Origin of the sequence: Micromonospora sp. NPDC093244, assembly GCF_040683695.1 — a bacterium.
In the GTDB taxonomy this organism is placed as follows: domain Bacteria; phylum Actinomycetota; class Actinomycetes; order Mycobacteriales; family Micromonosporaceae; genus Micromonospora.
Genome location: NZ_JBFBEO010000001.1, coordinates 1,918,971 through 1,938,861, shown reverse-complemented (window position 1 = coordinate 1,938,861; position 19,891 = coordinate 1,918,971). Strand labels below are relative to the sequence as shown.

Here is a 19,891-nt window from a genome sequence, read left to right as displayed (position 1 = left end):
ATCAGTGCGTTCCAATCTGGAACGGACTATAGTCGGGTCGGACGATCGGAGGGAAGCCGGTGCGACGGGAGGATCTCGCCGACGCTGACTGCGGCATCGCGCAGGCGCTCGGCGTACTGGGGGACTGGTGGACGTTCCTCATCGTGCGCGACGTGGCCGGCGGCACGACCCGCTTCGACGCGCTCCAGCGCGAGCTGGGCGTCAGCCGGCGCGCGTTGACCGAACGCCTCGCCGCCCTGGTCGAGCACGGCGTGCTGCGACGCCGCCCCTACTCCACGCATCCGCCACGGTACGACTACCTGCTCACCGCGAAGGGCGAGGGACTGTTGCCGGTGCTGATCGCCCTCCAGGACTGGGGAACGAGGCACCTGATGGGCGACGGAGACCTGACCGCGACCGCCGACGCCGAGTCGGCCGAGGCGCGCCGGGTGCACGAACTGATCGGCCGGCGGCTACCGCAGGTCGCCCTGCCCGGCCTCGACGGAGAGCCGGTAGCTGTCACCGCACCGGACGCCTGGAGCGTCCTGTACCTCTTTCCCGGGGCGTACGCGCCTGGGGCGGTGCAGAACTACCCGCCCGGTTGGGCGGAGATCCCCGGCGCCCGGGGCTGCACCCTGGAGTCGACCACCTACGCGCGGCGGCACCCGGAGTTCCAGGCGGCGGGGGTACGCGTCCTCGGCATCAGCACCCAACGACCGGACCAGCTCGCCGACTTCGCCGCGTACGCCGAGTTGCCGTTCCCGTTGCTGTCCGACCAGGACGGTCGACTCGCCGCCGGGCTGCTGCTGCCCGTCTTCCGGGCCGGTGGGCAGACCCGGTTCAAGCGGTTGACGCTGCTTGTCGACCCGGCGTCGGTGGTCCGGGCGGTGCAGTTCCCGGTCACCGATCCGGCCGGCTCGGTCGACGAGATGCTCGCCCTGGCCCGCGTGCACGCGGTGGTCCCCGGCTGACGCTGGGCGTCGACCGGGGACCGTGCGGGTCACGCCGTCAGGCCGGAAGGGTCCAGCGCTGGTTGGTGCCGGCGAAGCAGTCCCAGATCTGCAGCCGCGTGCCGTCGGCGGAGCTGTTGTCCGTGGCGTCGAGGCACTTGTTCGACTGCGGGTTGCGCAGGGTGCCGTTGGACTGCGCCTGCCACACCTGGGCGCCGCTGCCGTTGCAGTCCCAGAGCTGGACCTTCGCGCCGTTGGCGGTCGAGCCGCTGGCGATGTCGGCGCACTTGCCGAGGGCGCGCAGCGTGCCGTCGCCGGCGACCGTCCAGGTCTGCGCGGTGGTGCCGTTGCAGGTCCAGAGCTGGATGGCGGTGCCGTTGGCGGTGCTGGCCGATGCCACGTCGACGCACGTGCCGCCGATGCCGGTGATCCGGCCGGTACGACCGCTCGGCGGCGGGGTGGTGCCGCCCATGATGGTGTCGTACATGGCGCTGACCAGCGAGGTCGAGCCGGTGGTGTCCTGCGACAACTCCCAGTTCATGACGCCGCCGGCGTTGGCCAGGGCCCACTGCGTCTTGCGCTTGACAGTCGGGATGCCGTTGTAGCACTGCTGAGCGCCGCCGGCGGTGGTGCAGTCGCGGTTGGCGTTCGCCGGGTCCAGCGCGACAAGGGCCGAGTACGTGAAGTAGCCGGGACGGCTGTAGAACGGGATGCCGAGTACGGCCTTGCTGGCCGGCAGGCCCCGGGCCTTCCACAGGTTGACGCTGTTGATCGACCAGTCGTAGTTCGAGTGTGGGCTGCCGCCGTCGTACGCCATGATGTTGAGCCAGTCGACCTGGTTGAACACGGCTGGCTGCACGCCGTCGAGGTAGTAGCCCTCGCTGACCACGGCGGCGGTGAGCAGCTTGCCGCGACTGTGCATGGCGCTGCCGAGCTGCGTCATGAGCGCCGTGTAGTTGTTGGCCGAGGCGCCCGGGTCGGGGTACTCCCAGTCCATGTCGACGCCGTCGAGGTTGTACTGGTTGACGAAGGTGACCAGGTTGTTGACGAAGGCCGTCCGGCTGCCGGAGTTGGCGGCGAGGGCTTCGAACGCCGAGTCGTTGCCGTCGTTCCAGCCACCGACGGCGATCGACACCTTGACGTTGTTGGCGTGCGCCCGCGAGACCAGCGTGGAGAGTTTGCTCGGGTTCTCCACCGCCCGCAGGCTGCCGTCGTTGTTGGGCAGCACGAATGCGTAGTTGATGTGGGTGAGCTTGTTGTACTGGATGGTGTTCACGTCGCCGGCCCACGAGGGCATGTAGCCGACGCTCTTGAAGTTGTTCGGCAGCACCACGGCCTGCGCGGCGGTGGGGGCGAGGGTCAGGGTGGCGCCGGCGGTGGCCAGCGCGAGCAGGCCGGCGGCGAGGGCGCGGCGCAGTGGTGAGGACATCGGGGGCCTTCCCGTGGGCGGGGGACGACGCCCGCCCGCGCAGGGTTGTCGCGGACGGGGGTGCGGCAGCAGGGACGGGTGGGCCTCGAGGCAGCCAAATCTTAAAGAGTGTTAACTGTCGGCGTCAATCAAAGTTTGTGGATTTCCTTCGTGCCTGTTGTCCGGATTCGAGCAACACCCAAACGACCGTTAAGCTGAGGGGGTGGGAATCGACGAGCTGTACCCGCCCGATCGGCTGATCGCCGCGCAGCGCGCCACGGCCGCCGCCAATCTGGACGCCCTGCTGCTCACCCCCGGCTCCGACCTGCGCTACCTGACCGGGTACGACGCCCACGCGGGGGAGCGGCTGACCTGCCTCGTGCTGCCCGCCGAGGGCGAGGCGACCCTCATCGTGCCCAGGCTGGAACGCCCGGCCGCCGAGGCGTCCCCCGCGCCGGCCACCGGCGTGCGCATCGTCGACCACGTCGACGGCGTCGACCCGTACCCCCTGGTGGTGGCCGCCCTCGACGGCCCGCCGGCGGCGGTCGGGCTCGCCGACCGGATGTGGGCCGAGCAGGTCCTCGCGCTGCGCGCGACGCTTCCCGGCGCCACCCAGCGGCTCGCCGGGGAGGTGCTGCGCGAGCTGCGGATCCGCAAGTCCCCGGCGGAGGTCGCGGCCCTGGCCGAGGCCGGCGCGGCCATCGACGAGGTGCACCGTCGGATGGGGGAGTGGCTGCGCCCCGGGCGCACCGAGGCCGAGGTGGCGACCGACATCGCCGCGGCGATCCGCGCGACCGGACACGTAAGCGTCGACTTCGTCATCGTGGCCGCCGGGCCGAACGGCGCCAGCCCCCACCACGGGACCTCCGACCGGCCGATCGGCGCCGGCGAGCCCGTGGTGGTCGACATCGGCGGCACCATGGCGTCGGGGTACCGCTCCGACTGCACCCGCACCTACGTGGCGGGAGCACCGGCCCCGGCCGACTTCCTCGACTACTACACGGTGCTGCGCGACGCCCAGCGGGCCGCCGTGGCGGCGGTGCGGCCCGGCATCACCGGCGCGCAGGCCGACGCCGCCGCCCGCGAGCCGATCGCCGCCGCCGGCTACGGCCCCGCGTTCCTGCACCGCACCGGGCACGGCATCGGCCTCGACGGCCACGAGGAGCCCTACCTGGTGGCCGGTAACGACAGGCAGTTGGAGGCCGGGATGGCGTTCTCCATCGAACCGGGCATCTATCTGGCGGGCCGGCACGGCGCCCGCATCGAGGACATCGTCGTCTGCACAACGGACGGCGTGCAACGGCTCAACACCACCCCCACGGAGCTCATCGCGCTATGACTGTCGACCGGATCCTCCCCACCGACGAGGCCCACGACCTGCTGGACCTCGCCACCGAGCTCGCCGACCGCGAACTCGCCCCGAAGGCCGCCGGCTTCGAGGAGCGCGCCGAGTTCCCCCGCGAGGTGCTGCGTACCCTCGGCCGGGCCGGCCTGCTCGGCCTGCCCTACCCCGAGGAGTACGGCGGGGCGGCCCAGCCGTACGAGGTGTACCTCCAGGTGCTGGAGGTCCTGGCCAGCCGCTGGCTCGCCGTCGCCGAGGCGGTCAGCGTGCACACCCTGTCCTGCTACCCGGTGGCCGCGTTCGGCAGCGACGAGCAGCGCAAACTGCTGCCGGACATGCTCGGCGGCGAGTTGCTCGGCGCGTACTGCCTCTCCGAGCCGCAGGGTGGCTCGGACGCGGCGGCGTTGAGCACCCGGGCCGTCCGTGACGGCGATACGTACGTCGTCTCCGGCACCAAGGCGTGGATCACCCACGCCCAGGTGGCCGACTTCTACAACATCTTCTGCCGCACCGGCGGGCCCGGCCCCAAGGGGATCTCGTGCCTGGTCGCCGACTCCGGCACCGCGGGCATCAGCCCGCAGGCGGCGGAGCGGACCATGGGGCTGCGGTCCTCGCCGGTGGCGCCTATCGCCTTCGACTCGGCGCGGGTGCCGGCCGACCGGCTCATCGGCGGCGAGGGCGCCGGTTTCACCATCGCGATGTCCGCCCTGGACTCGGGTCGGTTGGGCATCGCGGCGTGCGCTGTCGGGCTGGCGCAGGCGGCGCTGGACTACGCGGTGGGCTACGCCCGGGAGCGGCAGCAGTTCGGCAGGTCCATCATCGACTTCCAGGGGCTCGGCTTCCTGCTGGCCGACGCGGCCACCCAGATCGCCGCGGCCCGCGCGCTGACCCTCGCGGCGGCCCGGCTGCGTGACGCCGGCCGGCCGTACTCGATCGAGGCGGCCAAGGCGAAGCTCTTCGCCACCGACATGGCGATGCGGGTGACCACCGACGCGGTGCAGGTGCTCGGCGGCGCCGGTTACGTGAGCGACCACCCGGTGGAGCGGTACATGCGCGAGGCCAAGGTGCTCCAGATCGTCGAGGGCACCAACCAGATCCAGCGGATGGTGATCTCCCGGGCGCTCGCCAAGGGCTGAGACGGCGGGCGGCCGTCGCGTTCGTCGTCGCCGTCGCGACGATTTCCCGGTAGGTTGCTCGCCGTGGAGGAGATCGACCGCGCCATCGTCGCAGCGTTGACCGCTGACGGCCGCCTGTCGTACACGGATCTGGCCGAGAAGGTGGGCCTGTCGGTGTCCGCCGTGCACCAGCGGGTGCGCCGGCTGGAGCAGCGCGGGGTGATCAAGGGGTACGCCGCGCGGGTGTCGTTCGAGGCGTTGGACCTGCCGCTGACCGCGTTCGTGGCGATCCGGCCGTTCGACCCGTCGCAGCCGGACGACGCCCCGGAACGGCTGGCGCACCTGCCCGAGATCGACTCGTGTTACTCGGTGGCGGGGGAGGACTTCTACCTGCTGCTGGTGCGGGTGGCGAGCCCCGCCGACCTGGAGCGGGTGCTCCAGGAGATCCGTACGTCGGCGAACGTGACGACCCGCACGACTGTGGTGCTGTCCACGCCGTACGAGAACCGGCCGCCGAAGATCAGTGCCGGGGCGCCGAGTCGGTCGCGGTCCCGGGTGCCGGAGGAGCCGGCTGGTTCCACCGCAGGATGACCTGCCGGTCGTGCTCGTGACCGAGCACGCTTACCGTGGCGGTGTCCAGCCGCAGCCGTGCGCCGGCGGACGGGGGCAGGCCGATCCAGCGGGCACCCAGCACCCGCAGGCTGTGCGCGTGGCCGACGAGCGCCACGGTGCCCCGGTCCAGCAGCGGGGTGATCCGAGCCAGCACCCGGTCGAGTCGCTCGCCGACCTGCGCGGGTGACTCGCCGCCGGGGCAGCCGTCGGTCCAGATGTTCCAGTGCGGCTGGTTCTCGTGGATGTCGACGGTGGTGCGGCCCTCGTACTCGCCGTAGTTCCACTCGCTGAGGTCCTCGTCGACGGCGTCGACGGTGAGCCCGGCGAGCTGCGCGGTGCGCAGCGCCCGGGAGCGGGGGCTGGCCAGCACGCTCACGAACCGCCGGCCGGCCAGGAACGCCGCGAGGGTGCGGGCCTGCCGCTCGCCGTCGGGGGTCAGCTCCAGATCGGTGTACGAGGTGTGCCGCAGGCTGGCACTCCAGGTGGTCTCGCCGTGCCGGATCAGCAGGAGATCTCCCATCCGATCAGTTAACCACCGCCGTCCGGCCGGCACCCGGCGGTTGTGGTGTGGACGGCGCCGCACGCTCGACGGGCGGGCGGGCGCGGATCAGTCGGCGGGGGCGCCGAACCAGCGGGAGAGATGGCCGTCCAGGTCCTGCTGATCGTCGCCGATCCAGGCGACGTGGCCGTCGGGTCGGAGCAGGACGCACGGGACGTCCAGTGCCGCGGTCGGATCCGCGAGGTGGTCGACGCGGTCTGACCAGCCGCCGACGGTCAGGCGTCCGGTGCGGTCCAGCAGCAGGCCACGGCCGCGGTGCAGCAGCCCGTAGAGGTGGCCCTGTCGCACCTCGATGTCGGGCAGGCGGCGGCCGATCAGGTCGGGGCCCGGGCCGAAGTCGTACCGGATGTCGAGGGCGGTGATCTTCTCGATCAGATGGCGGTTCACCTCGTCGAAGTCCATCAACGTGGTGAGCAGCCTGCGCACGGCCCGCGCGCCTGGTGCGGTGGAGAGCAGTTCCGTCTGGGCGCGGGTGTTGTCCAGCACCTCCTCGGCGACCGGACGGCGTTCTGCCTGGTACGTGTCCAGCAGGGTGCCGGGCGCCCAGCCGCGGATCTGGGCGGCCAGTTTCCAGCCCAGGTTGAAGGCGTCCTGAACGCCCAGGTTGAGGCCCTGTCCACCGATGGGCGGATGGATGTGCGCCGCGTCGCCGGCCAGCAGCACCCGCCCGACCCGGTACCGTTCGGCGAGCCGGGTGGCGTCGCCGAAGCGGGACATCCAGCGGGGGGAGTGCACACCGAAATCGGTTCCGGCGATGGCACGCAACTGTTGTTTGAAGTCGTCGAGGGTGGCCGGCTTCGCGCGGTCGCTGACTCCCGCGGCGGGCACGAGGACGCTGTACATCCCCCCGCCCGCGGGCCGGAGCCAGAATCGATGATGGTTCTCGCGGAGCCCGGTCACCGTGGCGGCGATCTCCTCCGGTGGCATACCGACCGACATCTCGCCCATCAGGGTCTCGTTCTGGGCGGGCTCGCCGGGAAATCCGACACCGAGCAGTTTGCGCACTGTGCTGCGCCCGCCGTCACAGCCGACGAGGTAGCGCGAGCGCAGTTGTGCCCCGTCGGCCAGCTCGACAGTCACACAGTCGTCGTCCTGCTGGAGGCCGGTGACCGCGCACCCGCGCCGGATCTGCGCACCGAGTTCGATCGCGTGCTCCGCGAGCAGCCGTTCGATGACCGGCTGCGGGATGCCCAGCAGATAGGCGTACGCGGAATCCAGGTTCGTCGGCGCGGGCTTGGGGATGGCGGCGAAGAAACCGCCGGCCGGACGTCGCCTGCCGTGCGGGAGGATGCGATCGAGCAGTCCGCGCATCGCCATCAGTTCGAGGCTGCGGATGTGCAGACCGACTATGCGTACGAACGACGTGGGGTCGTTCTCCTTCTCCAGAACCAGGACCCGCACATCGTGCAGTCGTAGTTCGGCGGCCAGCATCGCGCCGGTCGGCCCGCAACCGGCGATGATCACGTCGAAGTGCGCCGACGGCTCGGCGGTGAATGACAGAGGTTGCACAGGTGTTGCCCTTCGGGAGTGCCATCTGGCGTGGCGCTCCCGGCGACACCTACGTCAATCGCCCGACCGTGACGGGAGGGAGAGCACCCACATCGATACAGCGTTCATGGGTCTCACCTCCTCGGGCCGTGTCGCGGTCGTCCGCAAGCTACAAGCCGGTCCGACGTGGCGTCCAGTCCCTTTCCGACGACACCCACAACCTATCTTCCTAGGATGCCTTAGCGGGTGTGCCGACCGGCACCGCCGGTTTCGGCACCCGGAGAGCGGGCAAGCGAGCCGGGACAGCCGCCAGACCGAGGAGGCGCGATGAGCTTCACCGAGAAGGCAAAGAACAAGGTTGAGCAGATGGCCGGCGCCGCGAGAGAGCGCGTCGGCGACATGACCGACAACGAGCGGATGCGTGGCGAGGGCGCCAGCCAGCAGAGCGACGCGCGCGCCAAGCAGGCCGGTCAGAACGTCAAGGACGCCGGTCGCAACGTGAAGGACTCCTTCACGAAGTGACCTGAGCGGTTCGCGGGTCCCCGGGTGGCACGGCCACCCGGGGATCCGTCGTGTGCGGCGACTAGGGTCGCGGGGTGACGGTGCTGCGTTCCCTTGTGTTGTTCGCGCTGGCCGCGCTGGCCGAGATCGGCGGCGCGTGGCTGGTGTGGCAGGGCTGGCGTGAACAGCGGGGCCTGTGGTGGATCGCGGCAGGTGTGGTCGCGCTCGGCTGTTACGGCTTCGTCGCCACCTTCCAGCCGGACGCGAACTTCGGCCGGATCCTGGCCGCGTACGGCGGGGTGTTCGTGGCTGGTTCCCTGGGCTGGGCGATGGTGGTGGACGGGTTCCGTCCGGACCGCTGGGATCTCGCCGGCGCGGCGCTCTGCCTGCTCGGGGTTGCGGTCATCATGTACGGCCCGCGGGGCGGCACGGCCTGACCCTCGCCCCGCCCGCTCCGCCGCCTGCGGGCTCCCACGGCGGCAAGCGCGGGGCGGTGAGACGCTTTCGCGTCTGCGATGATCTGCGGCGTGATCCGCGCTCGGCTTCGCCCGGCCCTCGGCGTCCTGGTGGTGGCGGGCGTGCTCGGCGGTGCCGGCTGCACGGCGTCCCGGGTTCCACCAGCGGACCAGCCGGTCTTCGTCGGCTCGTCCGCCTCGTCGACCCCGTCCGCGTCCCTGCCGCCAGTCGCGCCATCGGTAGGTGTCCCGTCGCCATCGGCGAACGGCACCCTGCCTGGTACGACGCCTGTCGGAACCAGGGCGCCGGTGGTCGATCACGGGCCTCGGGTTGGCAACAAGGTCGCGTTGACGTTCGACGCGGACATGACCGACGCGATGCTTGCCAACCTGCGGACCGGGCGGGTGCGGTCGTACGCGAACCTGCGCATCCTCGACCTGCTGGAGCGCGAGCGGGTGCCGGCGACGTTCTTCCTGACCGGTAAGTGGGTGCAGCGGTACCCCGAGGTGACCAGGCGGATCGCCGGTAATCCGCGCTTCGAGTTGGCCAATCACACCTACGGGCACGCCGCGTTCATCGGGGACTGTTACGACCTGCCCGTACAGCCGGTTGGCGAGTTGCGCGGCGACGTGGCTAAGACGTTCGAGGTGATCGAGGCGTACGGGGGTCGACAGACGCGCTACTTCCGGTTTCCGGGGCTGTGCCACGACGCGGCGGCGTTGGACGCCCTGGCGCCGCTTGGCGTGACTGTGGTGGACGGGGACGTGGTCAGCGGCGATCCCTTCGCGACGGCGTGGAAGCCGTTGGTGCGGGCGGTGCTGGACCATGTCCGCCCCGGGTCGGTGGTGATCATGCATGTGACCGAGGCGAACGCGGCGATGACCGACGAGGCGCTCCCGCACATCCTGGCCGGGCTGCGCGAGCGGGGGCTGGTGCCGGCGCCGCTGTCCGAGGTGCTGGCCGCCTGAGTTTCCGCGCGGCTGTCACGGTCGGGGTCGTACCGGACATGGAGTGGACGTGAGCTCCGGCATTGAGTACTACGAGGACCGCTTCCGGCGCGTCTACCTTGAGGACTTCGAGCCGCTGTTGGCGTACGCGCTGCGCAGGGTGACGCATCCGGAGGACGCGGCGGACGTCGTCGCGGAGACCTTCCTGGTGGCCTGGCGTCGCCGGCATGACATGCCTGCCGACGCCGAGGCCCGTCTGTGGCTGTACGGGGTGGCCCGGCTGGTGTTGGCCAACCACCATCGCGGTGGGGTGCGTCGGCAGCGGCTGGGTGAGCGGTTACGCCGGCAGATCGCGGCCACTGTCGTCGATCCGGGCAGTGAGGTGCCCGAGCGGCTCGCCGTGCGGGCGGCGTTGGCGGGTCTGGGTGAGCTGGACCGGGAGGTGCTGATGCTCACCGTCTGGGAGGAACTGCAGCCGCGTGAGGTGGCCACGGTGCTGGGGGTCAGCGCGGCGGTGGTCCGGACTCGCCTGTCGCGGGCGCGTGCCCGGTTGCGGGAACTCGTCGGTGACGACCTCGGGCCGCCCGGACATGTACTTGACGTGTTGACCGCAGCGACCCGGAAGGAGGAGAGGTGACCGAGGAGCAGCTGGACCGGCTGGTTCGTGACGTCGACCCCGCGCGGCTCGATGTCGTCGAGGGGCTTGGCGGGGCGAAGCAGGCCCTCTTGGAGGAGATCATGTCGGAGTCGACGCTGCACCGGTTCGCGGAGTCGAAGCCACCGCGGCCGGGGGCGCGGCGCGGTGTGCGTCGCTTCGCCGGTGTCGCGACGGCGGCGGCGGTGCTCGCCGGCGTCTTTTCCGTGTCCACTCTGGTGCGCGGGCCCGAGGAGGTCGGTGAGGCGGCTCCCGAGCTGTCCGTTGGCGCTCCGGTGGTCTACTCGCCGGTGGCGATGCGGGCGGCGGAGAAGAATCCGCGGTTGCTGATCAACCAGCCTGGCTGGAAGGCGACCACCGTGTACGGGTTCGCCGAGGAGTCCGGCACCATCGCGTTTCGCCGAGGTGAGCGCGAGTTGGAGATGACCTGGTATCCGGCTGACGTGTACGCGGTCCGTTACGACAACCAGCTCGGCGTCAGTCGGCCGGAGCCGGTGAAGGTCGACGGCTGGCAGGGAGATCTGTTTCGGTATTCGGCCAGAGACTTCGCGGTGCTGCTCGTTCCCCGCGACGGCGTCGTCGTCGAGATGCGTACCGGTGACAACTGGTCCCGTAGGGAGTTCGACAGGGTTCTCGCGGCCGTCGTGCGGGTGGATGTGCGGACCTGGTTGGGTGCGCTTCCGCCGGAGATCGTCGTTCCTGACCGGGTGCAGGCGCGGGCGGCCGAGGTGCTCGCCGACGTGCCGCTTCCGCCGGGTTTCGACGTCGCGGGGCTGGGCGATGTCGGCGTCAACGATCCGTATCAGTTCGGTGCGGCTGTGACGTCGCGGGTGGGCTGCGCGTGGATCGTTGAGTGGCAGCGGGCGAGGGCGGGTGGGGACGACGCGGCGGTGCGGCGGGCCGTCGACGCGCTGCGGAGCAGCCACCGGTGGCGCGTGCTGCACCAGATGAACGAGGACGGTGACTGGCCGGAGGTGTTCTGGGAGTACGCCGACGAGGTCGCGGCCGGGACTGTGCCGAGCGGGTACCGCCAGGGGCTGGGCTGCGACTGACAGGGCGGGCGGAACGTGCGACACCCCGGGAGTTGGGCTTCCCGGGGTGTCGTCGTCGGTGGGTCAGTCGTCGCGGTGGTCGGCCCACCACTGCTGGCCGCCGTCGGGCAGGGTGTCGATCGGGTCGTAGTAGGCGTAGCGCTTGTTGAGCGCCTCCAGGTCGGTGGACTCGATGGAGGTGCGGTAGTTCTTGGTCCAGTAGGAGATGCCGCGTTCGCGGTCGTATTCGGTGAGCATGTGCACCCAGCGCTTCCCGACGAACGGCACGTCGCACACGATGCGGGGGGTGGCGTACCCGGGCAGGTAGCCCATGATGTCGTGCTGGAGCTGCTGGGCGTGCCAGACCGGGACGCGCCAGTGTTCGGCGTTGGGGATCATGTCGCACATGTAGAAGTAGTACGGCAGGATCCCGGCTTCGCCCTGGAGGGCGAAGCAGAGGTCGAGCAGCTCGGGGGTGGTGGCGTTGACGCCGCGCATGAGCACGCCCTGGTTGCGGACGTCGCGGACGCCGACGTCGAGGGCGGTCTGGGCGGCCTTGGCGACCAGTGGGGTGAGCGACTGGGCGTGGTTGACGTGGGTGTGGATGGCGAGGTTGACGCCGCGTCGCGCGGCGGTGCGGGCGACGCGTTCGAGGCCTTCGACGACGTCGGGCTGGAGCCAGTGCTGGGGCAGGCCCATGAGGGCCTTGGTGGCGAGCCGGATGTCGCGGACCGTCTCCAGTTCCAGCAGGCGCATGAGGTACGACTCGAGGTTGCGCCAGGGGACGTTTGCCACGTCGCCACCGGAGACGACGACGTCGCGGACGCCGGGGTGGGCCTTGAGGTAGGCGATGTGGGCGTCGTAGCGGTCGACGGGCTTGAGGGTGAGTTTGAGTTTGTCGACGGCGGGGGTGGAGTTGCCGACGAGGTCCATGCGTGTGCAGTGCCCGCAGTACTGCGGGCAGGTGGAGAGCAGTTCGGCGAGGACCTTGGTGGGGTAGCGGTGGGTGAGGCCTTCGGCGACCCACATGTCGTGCTCGTGGAGGCTGTCGCGGCTGGCGTAGGGGTGTGACGGCCAGTCGGTGCGCCGGTCGGAGGCGACGGGGATCATGTAGAGGCGGATGGGGTCGGCGAGCAGCGCCTCGGTGGTGAGGGGCGCGAACGGCACCATCGTGTTGATCATTTGTGGTGGCACCAGCATGGACATGGTGGCCATGGCCTTCTGGTCGGCCTCGAGGTCGGCGTAGAAGCTCTCGTCGACGAGGTCGCCGAGGACGACGCGGAGCTGCTTGATGTTCTTGACGCAGTTGACGCGTTGCCACTGGGCGGATTCCCACTGCTCGCGGGTGACGTGGCGCCAGCCGGGGAAGCGGGTCCAGTCGGGTTCGACCAGGGGGCGGCGGTGGTATTCGTACGGTTGCCCGGCGGTCGGTGCGGCGACCGGGGCGTGACGGGGTTGAGGGATGGTCTCAACCGGTTGGGTCTGGGTCACGGCCCCTCCTCGGTGCTGCGGCTGATCAACGGGCCCGAAGGCTACTGGAAAATATTCGGTACAGAAACTAGTCTGCCGTAAGTTTTCCCGTTACGCGAGCCTTGACGGTGGCTTCGGACGGCTGGACAGGGGAGGTCGGCGTGACGTCACCGGTGGGACTGCACCGCGTCGTGGAACCGGCGGGGGTGCTGCCGCAGGCGGCCTGGCGGCTGGACGCGTCCGCCGCGATCGCGCCGAACGAGGTGCGGATCCGGGTCGAGCGGTTGAACCTGGACGCGGCGAGTTTCCGGCAGTTGTCGGAGAAGCACGGCGGCGACGGGGCTGCCGTGCGCGCCGAGGTCCTGGAGATCATTTCCACCCGGGGGAAGATGCAGAACCCGGTGACCGGCTCCGGCGGGATGCTGATCGGCACCGTCGAGGAGGCCGGCCGGCGGTCCCCGCTGGGGCTCAAGGCCGGCGAGCGGGTCGCCACGCTCGTGTCGTTGACGTTGACGCCTCTGGTGATCACCGACGGGTTGGCCCGCTGGGACGGCCGCAGCGAGCAGGTGCCGTGTGACGGGTGGGCGATCCTGTTCGCCCGGTCCATCGCGGCGGTGCTGCCCGACGACGAGGACCCCCAGTTGTCGCTCGCCGTGCTGGACGTGTGCGGGGCGCCCGCGCTGACCGCCCGGGTGGTGTCGCGGTACGTCGAGGATCGTCAGCGTGCCGGTGACCCGACGCCGGTGCGGGTCGCGGTGATCGGTGGGGCGGGCAAGAGCGGGTCGCTGTCCCTCGCGGCGGCGCGGCGGGCGGGCGCCGCCCGTACCGTGGGCGTGGTTCCGGTGGCGGCGGAGCGCGACGCGCTGACGGCCGCCGGTCTGGCCTCGGTGGTGGCGTTGGCCGACGCGCGGGACCCGGTCGGGTTGTCCACGGCGGTGACCACCGCGCTGGGCGCCCCGGCGGACGTGACGGTGGTGTGCGTGGACGTGCCGGGGTGTGAGCACGGGGCTGTGCTGGCCACCGCTGACGGCGGCACGGTGATCTTCTTCTCGATGGCGACGAGTTTCTCGGCGGCGGCGTTGGGCGCCGAAGGGCTGGCGGCGGACGTGACGATGCTTGTGGGCAACGGGTACGTGCCGGGGCACGCGGAGCTGGCGCTGGGGTTGTTGCGCGCCGAGCCGGGGGTGCGTCAGCTGTTCACGGCACGGGTCGCGGCAGACTGAGGTCATGACGAACCCCTCGACGTTGTACCGCGGCGGCGTGCTGCACTGTCCCGCCGATCCGAGCGCCACGGCGCTGCTGGTGTCCGCTGGGCGGATCGCCTGGTTGGGGACCGACGGTGACGCGCCGCCGGCCGACCGGGTGGTGGACCTGGGTGGGGCGCTGGTGACGCCGGCGTTCGTGGACGCGCACGTGCACGCCACCGACACCGGGTTGGCGTTGTCCGGGCTGGAGTTGTCCGGGGTGCGCTCGGCGGGGCAGTTGCTGGACGCGGTGGCGGCGTTCGCGGCGGGTCTGCCGGCCGACGCGGTGGTGCTGGGGCACGGTTGGGACGAGTCGGGCTGGTCGGATCCGGCGTTGCCGGACGCGGCGGCGCTGGACCGTGCGGCCGGGGGTCGGCGGGTGTACCTGTCGCAGGCGTCGATCCATTCGGCGCTTGTGTCGTCGGCGTTGCTGGCGGCGTGCCCGCAGGCGGCGACCGAGGCCGGGTACGACGCGTCGGGCTGGTTGCGGCGCGACGCGCACCATGTGGTGCGGGCGGCGGCGCAGGGGTCGGTGAGTCGGGCGCAGCGGGTCGCCGCGCAGCGGGTGGCGTTGGCGCACGCGGCGTCGCTGGGCATCGCGGCGGTGCACGAGTGCGGTGGTCCGGGCATCTCCGACGAGGAGGACTTCACCGGCCTGCTGGGCATCTCCGGTGCGGGGCTGCCCGAGGTGTACGGGTACTGGGGCGAGTTGGGTGGCGCCGCGCGGGCCCGGGAGCTGGGCGCGGTGGGTGCCGGTGGTGACCTGTTCGCCGACGGTGCGTTGGGTTCGCGTACGGCGCACGTGTCGCAGCCGTACGGCGACGGTGACGGCTGCGGGCACGGGTACCTGTCGGCGCAGCAGGTGCGTGATCACCTGGTGGACTGCGCGGCGCACGGCATGCAGGGCGGGTTCCACGCGATCGGTGACGCGGCGATCGGCACGGTGCTTGAGGGTTTCGCGGCGGCGGCTTCGACGCTCGGAGTGGAGCGGCTGCGCGCGGCGAGGCACCGCGTCGAGCACGCGGAGATCATGAACAAGCGGATGATCGCCCAGTTCGTGGAGTACGGGGTCGTGGCGAGCATGCAGCCGGCGTTCGACAGGTTGTGGGGCGGCGCGGGTCGGATGTACGAGGCGCGGTTGGGGTTGGACCGGTCGTTGGAGTCGAACCCGATGGGTGCGATGCACTCGGTGGGTGTGGCGTTGGCGTTCGGGTCGGATTCGCCGGTGACGCCGCTGGACCCGTGGGGGTCGGTGCGGGCGGCGGCGGCGCACCACAACCCGGCGCAGCGGATGAGTGTGCGGTCGGCGTTCGCGGCGCACAGCCGGGGTGGGTGGCGGGCGGTGCACCTGGACGCCGAGGGCGTTCTCGCGCTGGGCGCGCCGGCGACGTTCGCGGTGTGGTCGACGCCGGCCGGTGTGGAGCGGGGCCTGCCGGTGCTGCTGGCCGAGGACCCGGAGCTGCGGGGTCCGGACGATCCGACGCCGCTGCCGGTCTGCCGGCGCCTGGTGCTGCGCGGTGAGGTCATCTACGAGGAAGGGTCGTCGTGAACGAGCGGACGAGCGGTGTGGCGGGGGCGGCGGCGTGACCGGCAAGCTGGATCTTGATCCGGTGCTTGTGGCGCGGGCGCGGGAGTTGGCGCGTCGGGCGGGGCAGCCGGTGGTCGACCTGGCCCGCAGCCACACCACGGTGTCGGTGGAGCGGGCCGTGTTGCGCCTGGCCGGGGTGAGTGGCGCCGACCCGGACGGCATCCCCTGGGTGAACCGGCTCGTCGACGCGGTCGTCGCGGACGTGGGGTTGGGCCACGGGGTGGCGGTGCCGGTGTTCGACGCCCTCGCCCGTGAGGGCATCACTGACGTGACGTTGCTGGCGCAGAAGGCCGCGGCCGGGTCGGTGCGCTTCGCGCTGCCCACCGGGCGGGCCGCCACGGCGGCCCGGTCGGCGGCGCGCAGGGCCGTCGGTGCGGGCATCCGACGCATCGATAGGCGCCGCGCCGAGCGGGACCGGCTCATCAAGCGGCACGGCGACCCGAAGCAGCGGCCGTGGATCTACCTGATCGTGGCGACCGGGGACATCTACGAGGACATTCCGCAGGCACAGGCGGCGGCGCGGGCCGGCGCGGACGTGATCGCGGTGATCCGCTCCACGGGTCAGTCGCTGCTGGACTACGTGCCCGAGGGCGCGACCCGGGAGGGTTTCGCCGGCACGTACGCCACGCAGGAGAACTTCCGGCTGATGCGCGCGGCGCTGGACGAGTCGTCGAAGGAGTTGGGCCGCTACGTGCGGTTGACGAACTACGCGTCGGGCCTGTGCATGCCGGAGATGGCGACCCTGGCCGGGTTGGAACGCCTCGACATGATGCTCAACGACTCGATGTACGGGATCCTGTTCCGCGACATCAACCCGGTCCGTACGTTCGTCGACCAGCGGTTCTCCCGGCAGGTGCACGCCCGCGCCGGGATCATCATCAACACCGGTGAGGACAACTACCTGACCACCGCCGACGCCGTCGACGAGGCGCACACGGTGACGGTGTCGCAGCTGCTCAACGAGTTCTTCGCGCACGAGGCGGGCCTCGCAAACTGGCAGTTGGGGCTGGGGCACGCGTTCGAGATCAACCCGGAGGTGCCCGAGTCGTTCCGCCTGGAGTTGGCGCACGCGCTGCTGGCGCGGGAGTTGTTCCCCGACGCGCCGCTGAAGTGGATGCCGCCGACCAAGCACATGACAGGCGACGTGTTCCGGGGCAACCTGCTCGACGGGTTCTTCAACCTGGCCGGTGCGCTGACCGGTCAGGGCATCCTGCTGGTGGGCATGATGACCGAGGCCGTGGTGACGCCGTGGCTGTCCGACCGGGACATCGCCCTGCAGAACGTGCGGTACGTCCTGGGGGCGGCCGGCGGGCTGCACGAGGACTTCGTGCCGGCGCCCGGCGGGTTCATCCGCCGCCGCGCCAACCAGGTCCTCGGTGAGGCCCTGGACCTGCTGGAGCGCATCGGGGAGCAGACGCTGCTCACCGCCATCGCCGAGGGCACCTTCGGGATCATGAAACGGCCCGCGGACCGCGGTAAGGGCCTGGCCGGGGTCGCCGCCCACGAGGCGGACTACTGCAACCCGGCCACCGACATCCTGGAGGCGGCGGCGTGAGTAGGCAGATCGTGCGCCCGTACGGGGACACCACAGGTGACGGGATGGTGCAGGTGTCGTTCACCCTGCCGGTGGCCCACGACAAGCGGGCCGAGGGCGCGGCGGTGCAGCTGGCCAACAAGATGGGCATCGACCCGGCGATGCTGGTGCACGCCAAACCGATGGGTGACGGGTTCACCTTCTTCGTCGTCTACGGGCGGGTCAACCACCTCGTCGACGTCGACGCGGTGCAGGTGGTGGAACGGGACTTCCCGCTGCTGTCGGCCAAGGAGGTCAACACGGTGGTCAAGCAGCGGCTGCGCCGCAAGCTGTCGGTGGTCGGTGCGTGCATCGGCACCGACGCGCACACCGTGGGCATCGACGCGATCCTCAACGTCAAGGGCATCGCGGGGGAGAAGGGCCTGGAGTACTACCGGGAGCTCAAGGTCACCAACATGGGCGCGCAGGTAAGCGTGCCGGAGCTGGTGGAGGCCGCCCGGGCGGAGAAGGCCGACGCGGTGCTCGTGTCGCAGGTCGTCACGCAACGCGACGCGCACCTGCACAACACCCGGGAGATGTCCGCCGCGTTCCGCGAGGCCATGCCGGCGGGCAAGCGACCCCTGCTGATCGTCGGCGGTCCCCGGTTCGACGAGACGATGACCGACGAGTTGGGCGTGGACCGGATCTTCGGCCGGGGCACCACGCCCGGCGAGGTGGCCAGCTACCTCGTGCACGCCCTGATCACGCAGCGGAAGGCGACCACATGACCGACGCAAGGCTCGGGTTGACGGTGACGCACCGGCGGTACGTGCCGTACGCGCACGCGCACTACGCCGGCAACCTCGTCGACGGGGCGTACGCCCTCGGACTGTTCGGGGACGTCGCCACGGAGGTGTGCATCCGCACCGACGGTGACGAGGGACTGTTCGCCGGGTACACCGACGTGCGGTTCACCGCTCCGATCCGCGCCGGTGACGTGGTGGAGGTGACCGCGCAGGTGTCCCGGGTGGGCTCGCGCAGCCGCACCCTGGAGCTGAGCTGCGCGGTGGTGTGCAGGGGCCGCCCGGACCGTTCCGAGTCCGCCGCCGAGGTCCTGGACCCGCCGATCGTGGCGGTCACCGCGACCGGCACCGTCGTCGTCCCCGCCGGCACAGTGAGTCGCGAGGAGTGAGCCGGGGTTGCGAGCCCCGCAGTCGCGAACAGAGAAGGCACAGTGAGTCGCGAGGAGTGAGCCGGGGTTGCGAGCCCCGCAGTCGCGAACAGGGAAGGCACAGTGAGTCGCGAGGAGTGAGCCGGGGTTGCGAGCCCCGCAGTCGCGAACGGGGAGGCCTGTGACCCTGGCGGTCTGTGCGGACGTCGGTTCGACGTACACCAAGGCGGCGGTGGTGGACCTGGCCGCCGGTGTCCTCGTGGGCGCGGCGGCCGCTCCCACGACGGTCGGTAGCGACGTGCTGCACGGCCTGGACGCCGCGGTCGCGGCGGCCACCGCCGGGCTCGGGGCGCGCGACGTGCCGTGGTACGTGTGCTCGTCGGCCGGCGGTGGGCTGCGCCTGGCGGTGATCGGCTACGAGCCGTTGGTCACCGCGCAGGCCGGCCGGCGGGTCGGGTTGTCCGCAGGCGCGCACGTGGTGCACGTGGCGGCCGGGCGGCTCGGCGCGGCGGACCTGACGGCGCTGCGGGCGGCCCGCTGCGACGTGGTGCTGCTGGTCGGCGGCACCGACGGCGGTGACGCCGACACGATCGCCCACAACGCGACCCGGCTGGCCCGCGCCCGCTGGCGCAGACCTGTGGTGTACGCGGGCAACGCCGACGTGCGCGCGGAGCTGACCGGGCTGCTCCAGGCCGCCGGTGTGCCGGTGACAGGGGCGGACAACGTGCTGCCACGCATCGGGGTGCTCGCCCCGGAGTCGGCGCGCGCGGCGATCCGGGCGGTGTTCCTGCGTCACGTCATCGGCGGTAAGAGGCTGTCGCGGGGCAACCGGTTCGCGCGGCTGGTCCGCGCGGCCACCCCGGACGCGGTGCTCACCGGCGTGGAGGTGCTCGCCGACACCATCGGAGGCGACCTGGCCGTCGTCGACGTGGGAGGCGCCACCACCGACGTGTACTCGGTGCTCACGCCCGACGAGCGGGCCACCGGGCCCGGTCGGGAGGTCGCCGGCAGCCTGTGGCGGGCCCGCACCGTCGAGGGTGACCTGGGGATGCGGTGGAGCGCGCCCGGCGTGGTGCGGGCCGCCGCCGAGGAGCGGCTGCTCGCCGCCGACGAGGCCGACGCGTTGACGGCCGCCGCCGCCCGGCGTGCCGCCGACCCCGGGTTCCTGGCTGTCGACGACACCGAGCGGGCCGCGGACGCCCGCATCGCCGCCCTCGCGGCGACCGTGGCGCTGCGCCGGCACGCCCGCGGGGCCGCCACCGGGGAACGCGCCGGGCGGGACCTGCGCGACGTGCGGCTGATGGTGGGCTCCGGCGGGGTGCTGCGGCACGCCCCGGCGCCGGTGGCGGGGCAGGTGCTGGCGGCGGTCCTGGGCGACCACGCCGGCGGGTGGCCGCTGCCCCGCGCCGCGACCCCCGTGGTCGACGTCGACTACGTGCTGGCCGCCGGTGGGCTCCTCGCCGAGGAGCACCGGACGGCCGCGGGGGCGCTGCTGCGTCACCACCTGCGGACGCAGTGAGACGCGCCGACCCGACACGCCGTGTCGCAACACACGACAGGCCCGGGTGGGTTGACAGGAGGCGGGGTGCAGCACGTACCGTCTTTGAGTCCTACCACGGGAAGCGGCTGTTGTTCGCTTCGTCCCTTCGTCCGCTGGCCGAGCGACATGTTTCAGCGTCATCGTCGCGGCGGCCAGGTCCAGCGGGCGGGGGTCGGCGGGGCGGCGCGAACCGGTCGCGGTTACCGGTGTACGGGCAGGGTGAGGTGCACGGCCAGTAGACAACGGCCCGGCGGGGGCAGCCAGTCCGCGTCCGGTCGGTCCGAAGGTCGGCGTGCCGCATCCTCGCCGCACCGGCCGGGGA

At 71.7% G+C, this 19,891-nt stretch carries 19 protein-coding genes; 15 read left to right on the top strand and 4 right to left on the bottom strand.

Annotated features, from left to right (window positions below; translation table 11 throughout):
- Positions 1-59 precede the first annotated feature (59 nt).
- Entirely contained in the window at positions 60-950 is an 891-nt protein-coding gene (locus AB0N27_RS08680; RefSeq protein WP_364365244.1) for a winged helix-turn-helix transcriptional regulator, read from the top strand.
- Between the two features lie 37 nt (positions 951-987).
- Here AB0N27_RS08680 and AB0N27_RS08675 read toward each other — a convergent pair whose 3' ends face one another.
- Entirely contained in the window at positions 988-2,358 is a 1,371-nt protein-coding gene (locus AB0N27_RS08675) for a glycosyl hydrolase family 18 protein (protein ID WP_364365241.1), read from the bottom strand.
- A 202-nt stretch (positions 2,359-2,560) separates the two neighbouring features.
- Between AB0N27_RS08675 and AB0N27_RS08670 the strand changes: the two genes are divergently transcribed.
- From AB0N27_RS08670 to AB0N27_RS08660, 3 genes are all read left to right on the top strand, one after another.
- Complete coding sequence (locus AB0N27_RS08670) at positions 2,561-3,676, top strand: Xaa-Pro peptidase family protein (RefSeq protein ID WP_364365238.1); 1,116 nt, start codon at positions 2,561-2,563, stop codon at positions 3,674-3,676.
- On the top strand, positions 3,673-4,815 hold the full coding sequence (locus AB0N27_RS08665; protein WP_364365235.1) for an acyl-CoA dehydrogenase family protein: 1,143 nt from the start codon (positions 3,673-3,675) through the stop codon (positions 4,813-4,815). The genes AB0N27_RS08670 and AB0N27_RS08665 overlap by 4 nt, the downstream gene beginning before the upstream one ends.
- A 63-nt stretch (positions 4,816-4,878) precedes the next feature.
- Positions 4,879-5,385 (top strand): Lrp/AsnC family transcriptional regulator, encoded by a 507-nt coding sequence (locus AB0N27_RS08660; RefSeq protein WP_151490042.1) that lies wholly within the window; start codon positions 4,879-4,881, stop codon positions 5,383-5,385.
- On the opposite strand, the gene AB0N27_RS08655 is transcribed toward AB0N27_RS08660, so the two are convergent.
- Entirely contained in the window at positions 5,315-5,926 is a 612-nt protein-coding gene (locus AB0N27_RS08655) for a histidine phosphatase family protein (RefSeq protein ID WP_364365230.1), read from the bottom strand. The two genes, AB0N27_RS08660 and AB0N27_RS08655, sit on opposite strands and share 71 nt — an antisense overlap.
- 87 nt (positions 5,927-6,013) lie before the next feature.
- A complete protein-coding gene (gene rox / locus AB0N27_RS08650; protein WP_364365227.1) occupies positions 6,014-7,474 on the bottom strand; it encodes a rifampin monooxygenase in 1,461 nt (486 codons plus the stop codon).
- Positions 7,475-7,780: 306 nt separating this feature from the next.
- Here rox and AB0N27_RS08645 point away from each other — a divergent pair, with 306 nt between their 5' ends.
- The 5 genes from AB0N27_RS08645 (at position 7,781) to AB0N27_RS08625 (ending at position 11,064) form a co-directional block, all read left to right on the top strand.
- Entirely contained in the window at positions 7,781-7,975 is a 195-nt protein-coding gene (locus tag AB0N27_RS08645) for a CsbD family protein (protein ID WP_088989634.1), read from the top strand.
- 74 nt (positions 7,976-8,049) lie between these two features.
- The gene (locus tag AB0N27_RS08640) at positions 8,050-8,391 is read left to right on the top strand and encodes a YnfA family protein (protein ID WP_364365224.1); all 342 of its coding nucleotides are present in this window, start codon (positions 8,050-8,052) and stop codon (positions 8,389-8,391) included.
- Positions 8,392-8,481: 90 nt separating this feature from the next.
- Positions 8,482-9,378, top strand: coding sequence for a polysaccharide deacetylase family protein (locus AB0N27_RS08635; protein ID WP_364365221.1), 897 nt, complete (start codon positions 8,482-8,484; stop codon positions 9,376-9,378).
- Positions 9,379-9,427: 49 nt separating this feature from the next.
- Positions 9,428-9,994: an RNA polymerase sigma factor gene (locus AB0N27_RS08630; RefSeq protein WP_364365218.1), complete on the top strand. Its 567-nt coding sequence runs from the start codon at positions 9,428-9,430 to the stop codon at positions 9,992-9,994.
- Positions 9,991-11,064, top strand: a complete 1,074-nt coding sequence (locus AB0N27_RS08625) for a hypothetical protein (protein ID WP_364365215.1) — start codon at positions 9,991-9,993, stop codon at positions 11,062-11,064. The genes AB0N27_RS08630 and AB0N27_RS08625 overlap by 4 nt, the downstream gene beginning before the upstream one ends.
- A gap of 63 nt (positions 11,065-11,127) precedes the next feature.
- Here the strand turns inward: AB0N27_RS08625 and AB0N27_RS08620 are convergent, their stop codons facing one another.
- Positions 11,128-12,534, bottom strand: coding sequence for a lysine 2,3-aminomutase (locus AB0N27_RS08620; RefSeq protein WP_364365212.1), 1,407 nt, complete (start codon positions 12,532-12,534; stop codon positions 11,128-11,130).
- Between the two features lie 152 nt (positions 12,535-12,686).
- On the opposite strand from AB0N27_RS08620, the gene AB0N27_RS08615 reads away from it, so the two are divergent.
- The 6 genes from AB0N27_RS08615 (at position 12,687) to AB0N27_RS08590 (ending at position 19,548) form a co-directional block, all read left to right on the top strand.
- Entirely contained in the window at positions 12,687-13,736 is a 1,050-nt protein-coding gene (locus AB0N27_RS08615; protein WP_364366154.1) for a zinc-binding alcohol dehydrogenase, read from the top strand.
- Positions 13,737-13,740: 4 nt separating this feature from the next.
- A complete protein-coding gene (locus AB0N27_RS08610) occupies positions 13,741-15,306 on the top strand; it encodes an amidohydrolase family protein (protein WP_364365209.1) in 1,566 nt (521 codons plus the stop codon).
- A gap of 34 nt (positions 15,307-15,340) precedes the next feature.
- On the top strand, positions 15,341-16,900 hold the full coding sequence (locus AB0N27_RS08605) for a lysine 5,6-aminomutase subunit alpha (protein WP_364365207.1): 1,560 nt from the start codon (positions 15,341-15,343) through the stop codon (positions 16,898-16,900).
- Positions 16,897-17,646, top strand: coding sequence for an OAM dimerization domain-containing protein (locus AB0N27_RS08600; protein ID WP_364365204.1), 750 nt, complete (start codon positions 16,897-16,899; stop codon positions 17,644-17,646). Before AB0N27_RS08605 ends, AB0N27_RS08600 begins: the two co-directional genes overlap by 4 nt.
- A complete protein-coding gene (locus AB0N27_RS08595) occupies positions 17,643-18,050 on the top strand; it encodes a hotdog domain-containing protein (RefSeq protein WP_364365201.1) in 408 nt (135 codons plus the stop codon). The genes AB0N27_RS08600 and AB0N27_RS08595 overlap by 4 nt, the downstream gene beginning before the upstream one ends.
- 160 nt (positions 18,051-18,210) lie before the next feature.
- On the top strand, positions 18,211-19,548 hold the full coding sequence (locus tag AB0N27_RS08590; protein WP_364365198.1) for a glutamate mutase L: 1,338 nt from the start codon (positions 18,211-18,213) through the stop codon (positions 19,546-19,548).
- The last annotated feature ends 343 nt before the right edge of the window (positions 19,549-19,891 follow it).

What these genes read in the sequence shown, in the direction of transcription:
- AB0N27_RS08675 (WP_364365241.1), bottom strand. Translation starts at nt 2,358, where the DNA reads ATGTCCTCACCACTGCGCCGCGCCCTCGCCGCCGGCCTGCTCGCGCTG.
- AB0N27_RS08665 (WP_364365235.1), top strand. Translation starts at nt 3,673, where the DNA reads ATGACTGTCGACCGGATCCTCCCCACCGACGAGGCCCACGACCTGCTG.
- AB0N27_RS08645 (WP_088989634.1), top strand. Translation starts at nt 7,781, where the DNA reads ATGAGCTTCACCGAGAAGGCAAAGAACAAGGTTGAGCAGATGGCCGGC.
- AB0N27_RS08655 (WP_364365230.1), bottom strand. Translation starts at nt 5,926, where the DNA reads ATGGGAGATCTCCTGCTGATCCGGCACGGCGAGACCACCTGGAGTGCC.
- AB0N27_RS08595 (WP_364365201.1), top strand. Translation starts at nt 17,643, where the DNA reads ATGACCGACGCAAGGCTCGGGTTGACGGTGACGCACCGGCGGTACGTG.
- AB0N27_RS08610 (WP_364365209.1), top strand. Translation starts at nt 13,741, where the DNA reads ATGACGAACCCCTCGACGTTGTACCGCGGCGGCGTGCTGCACTGTCCC.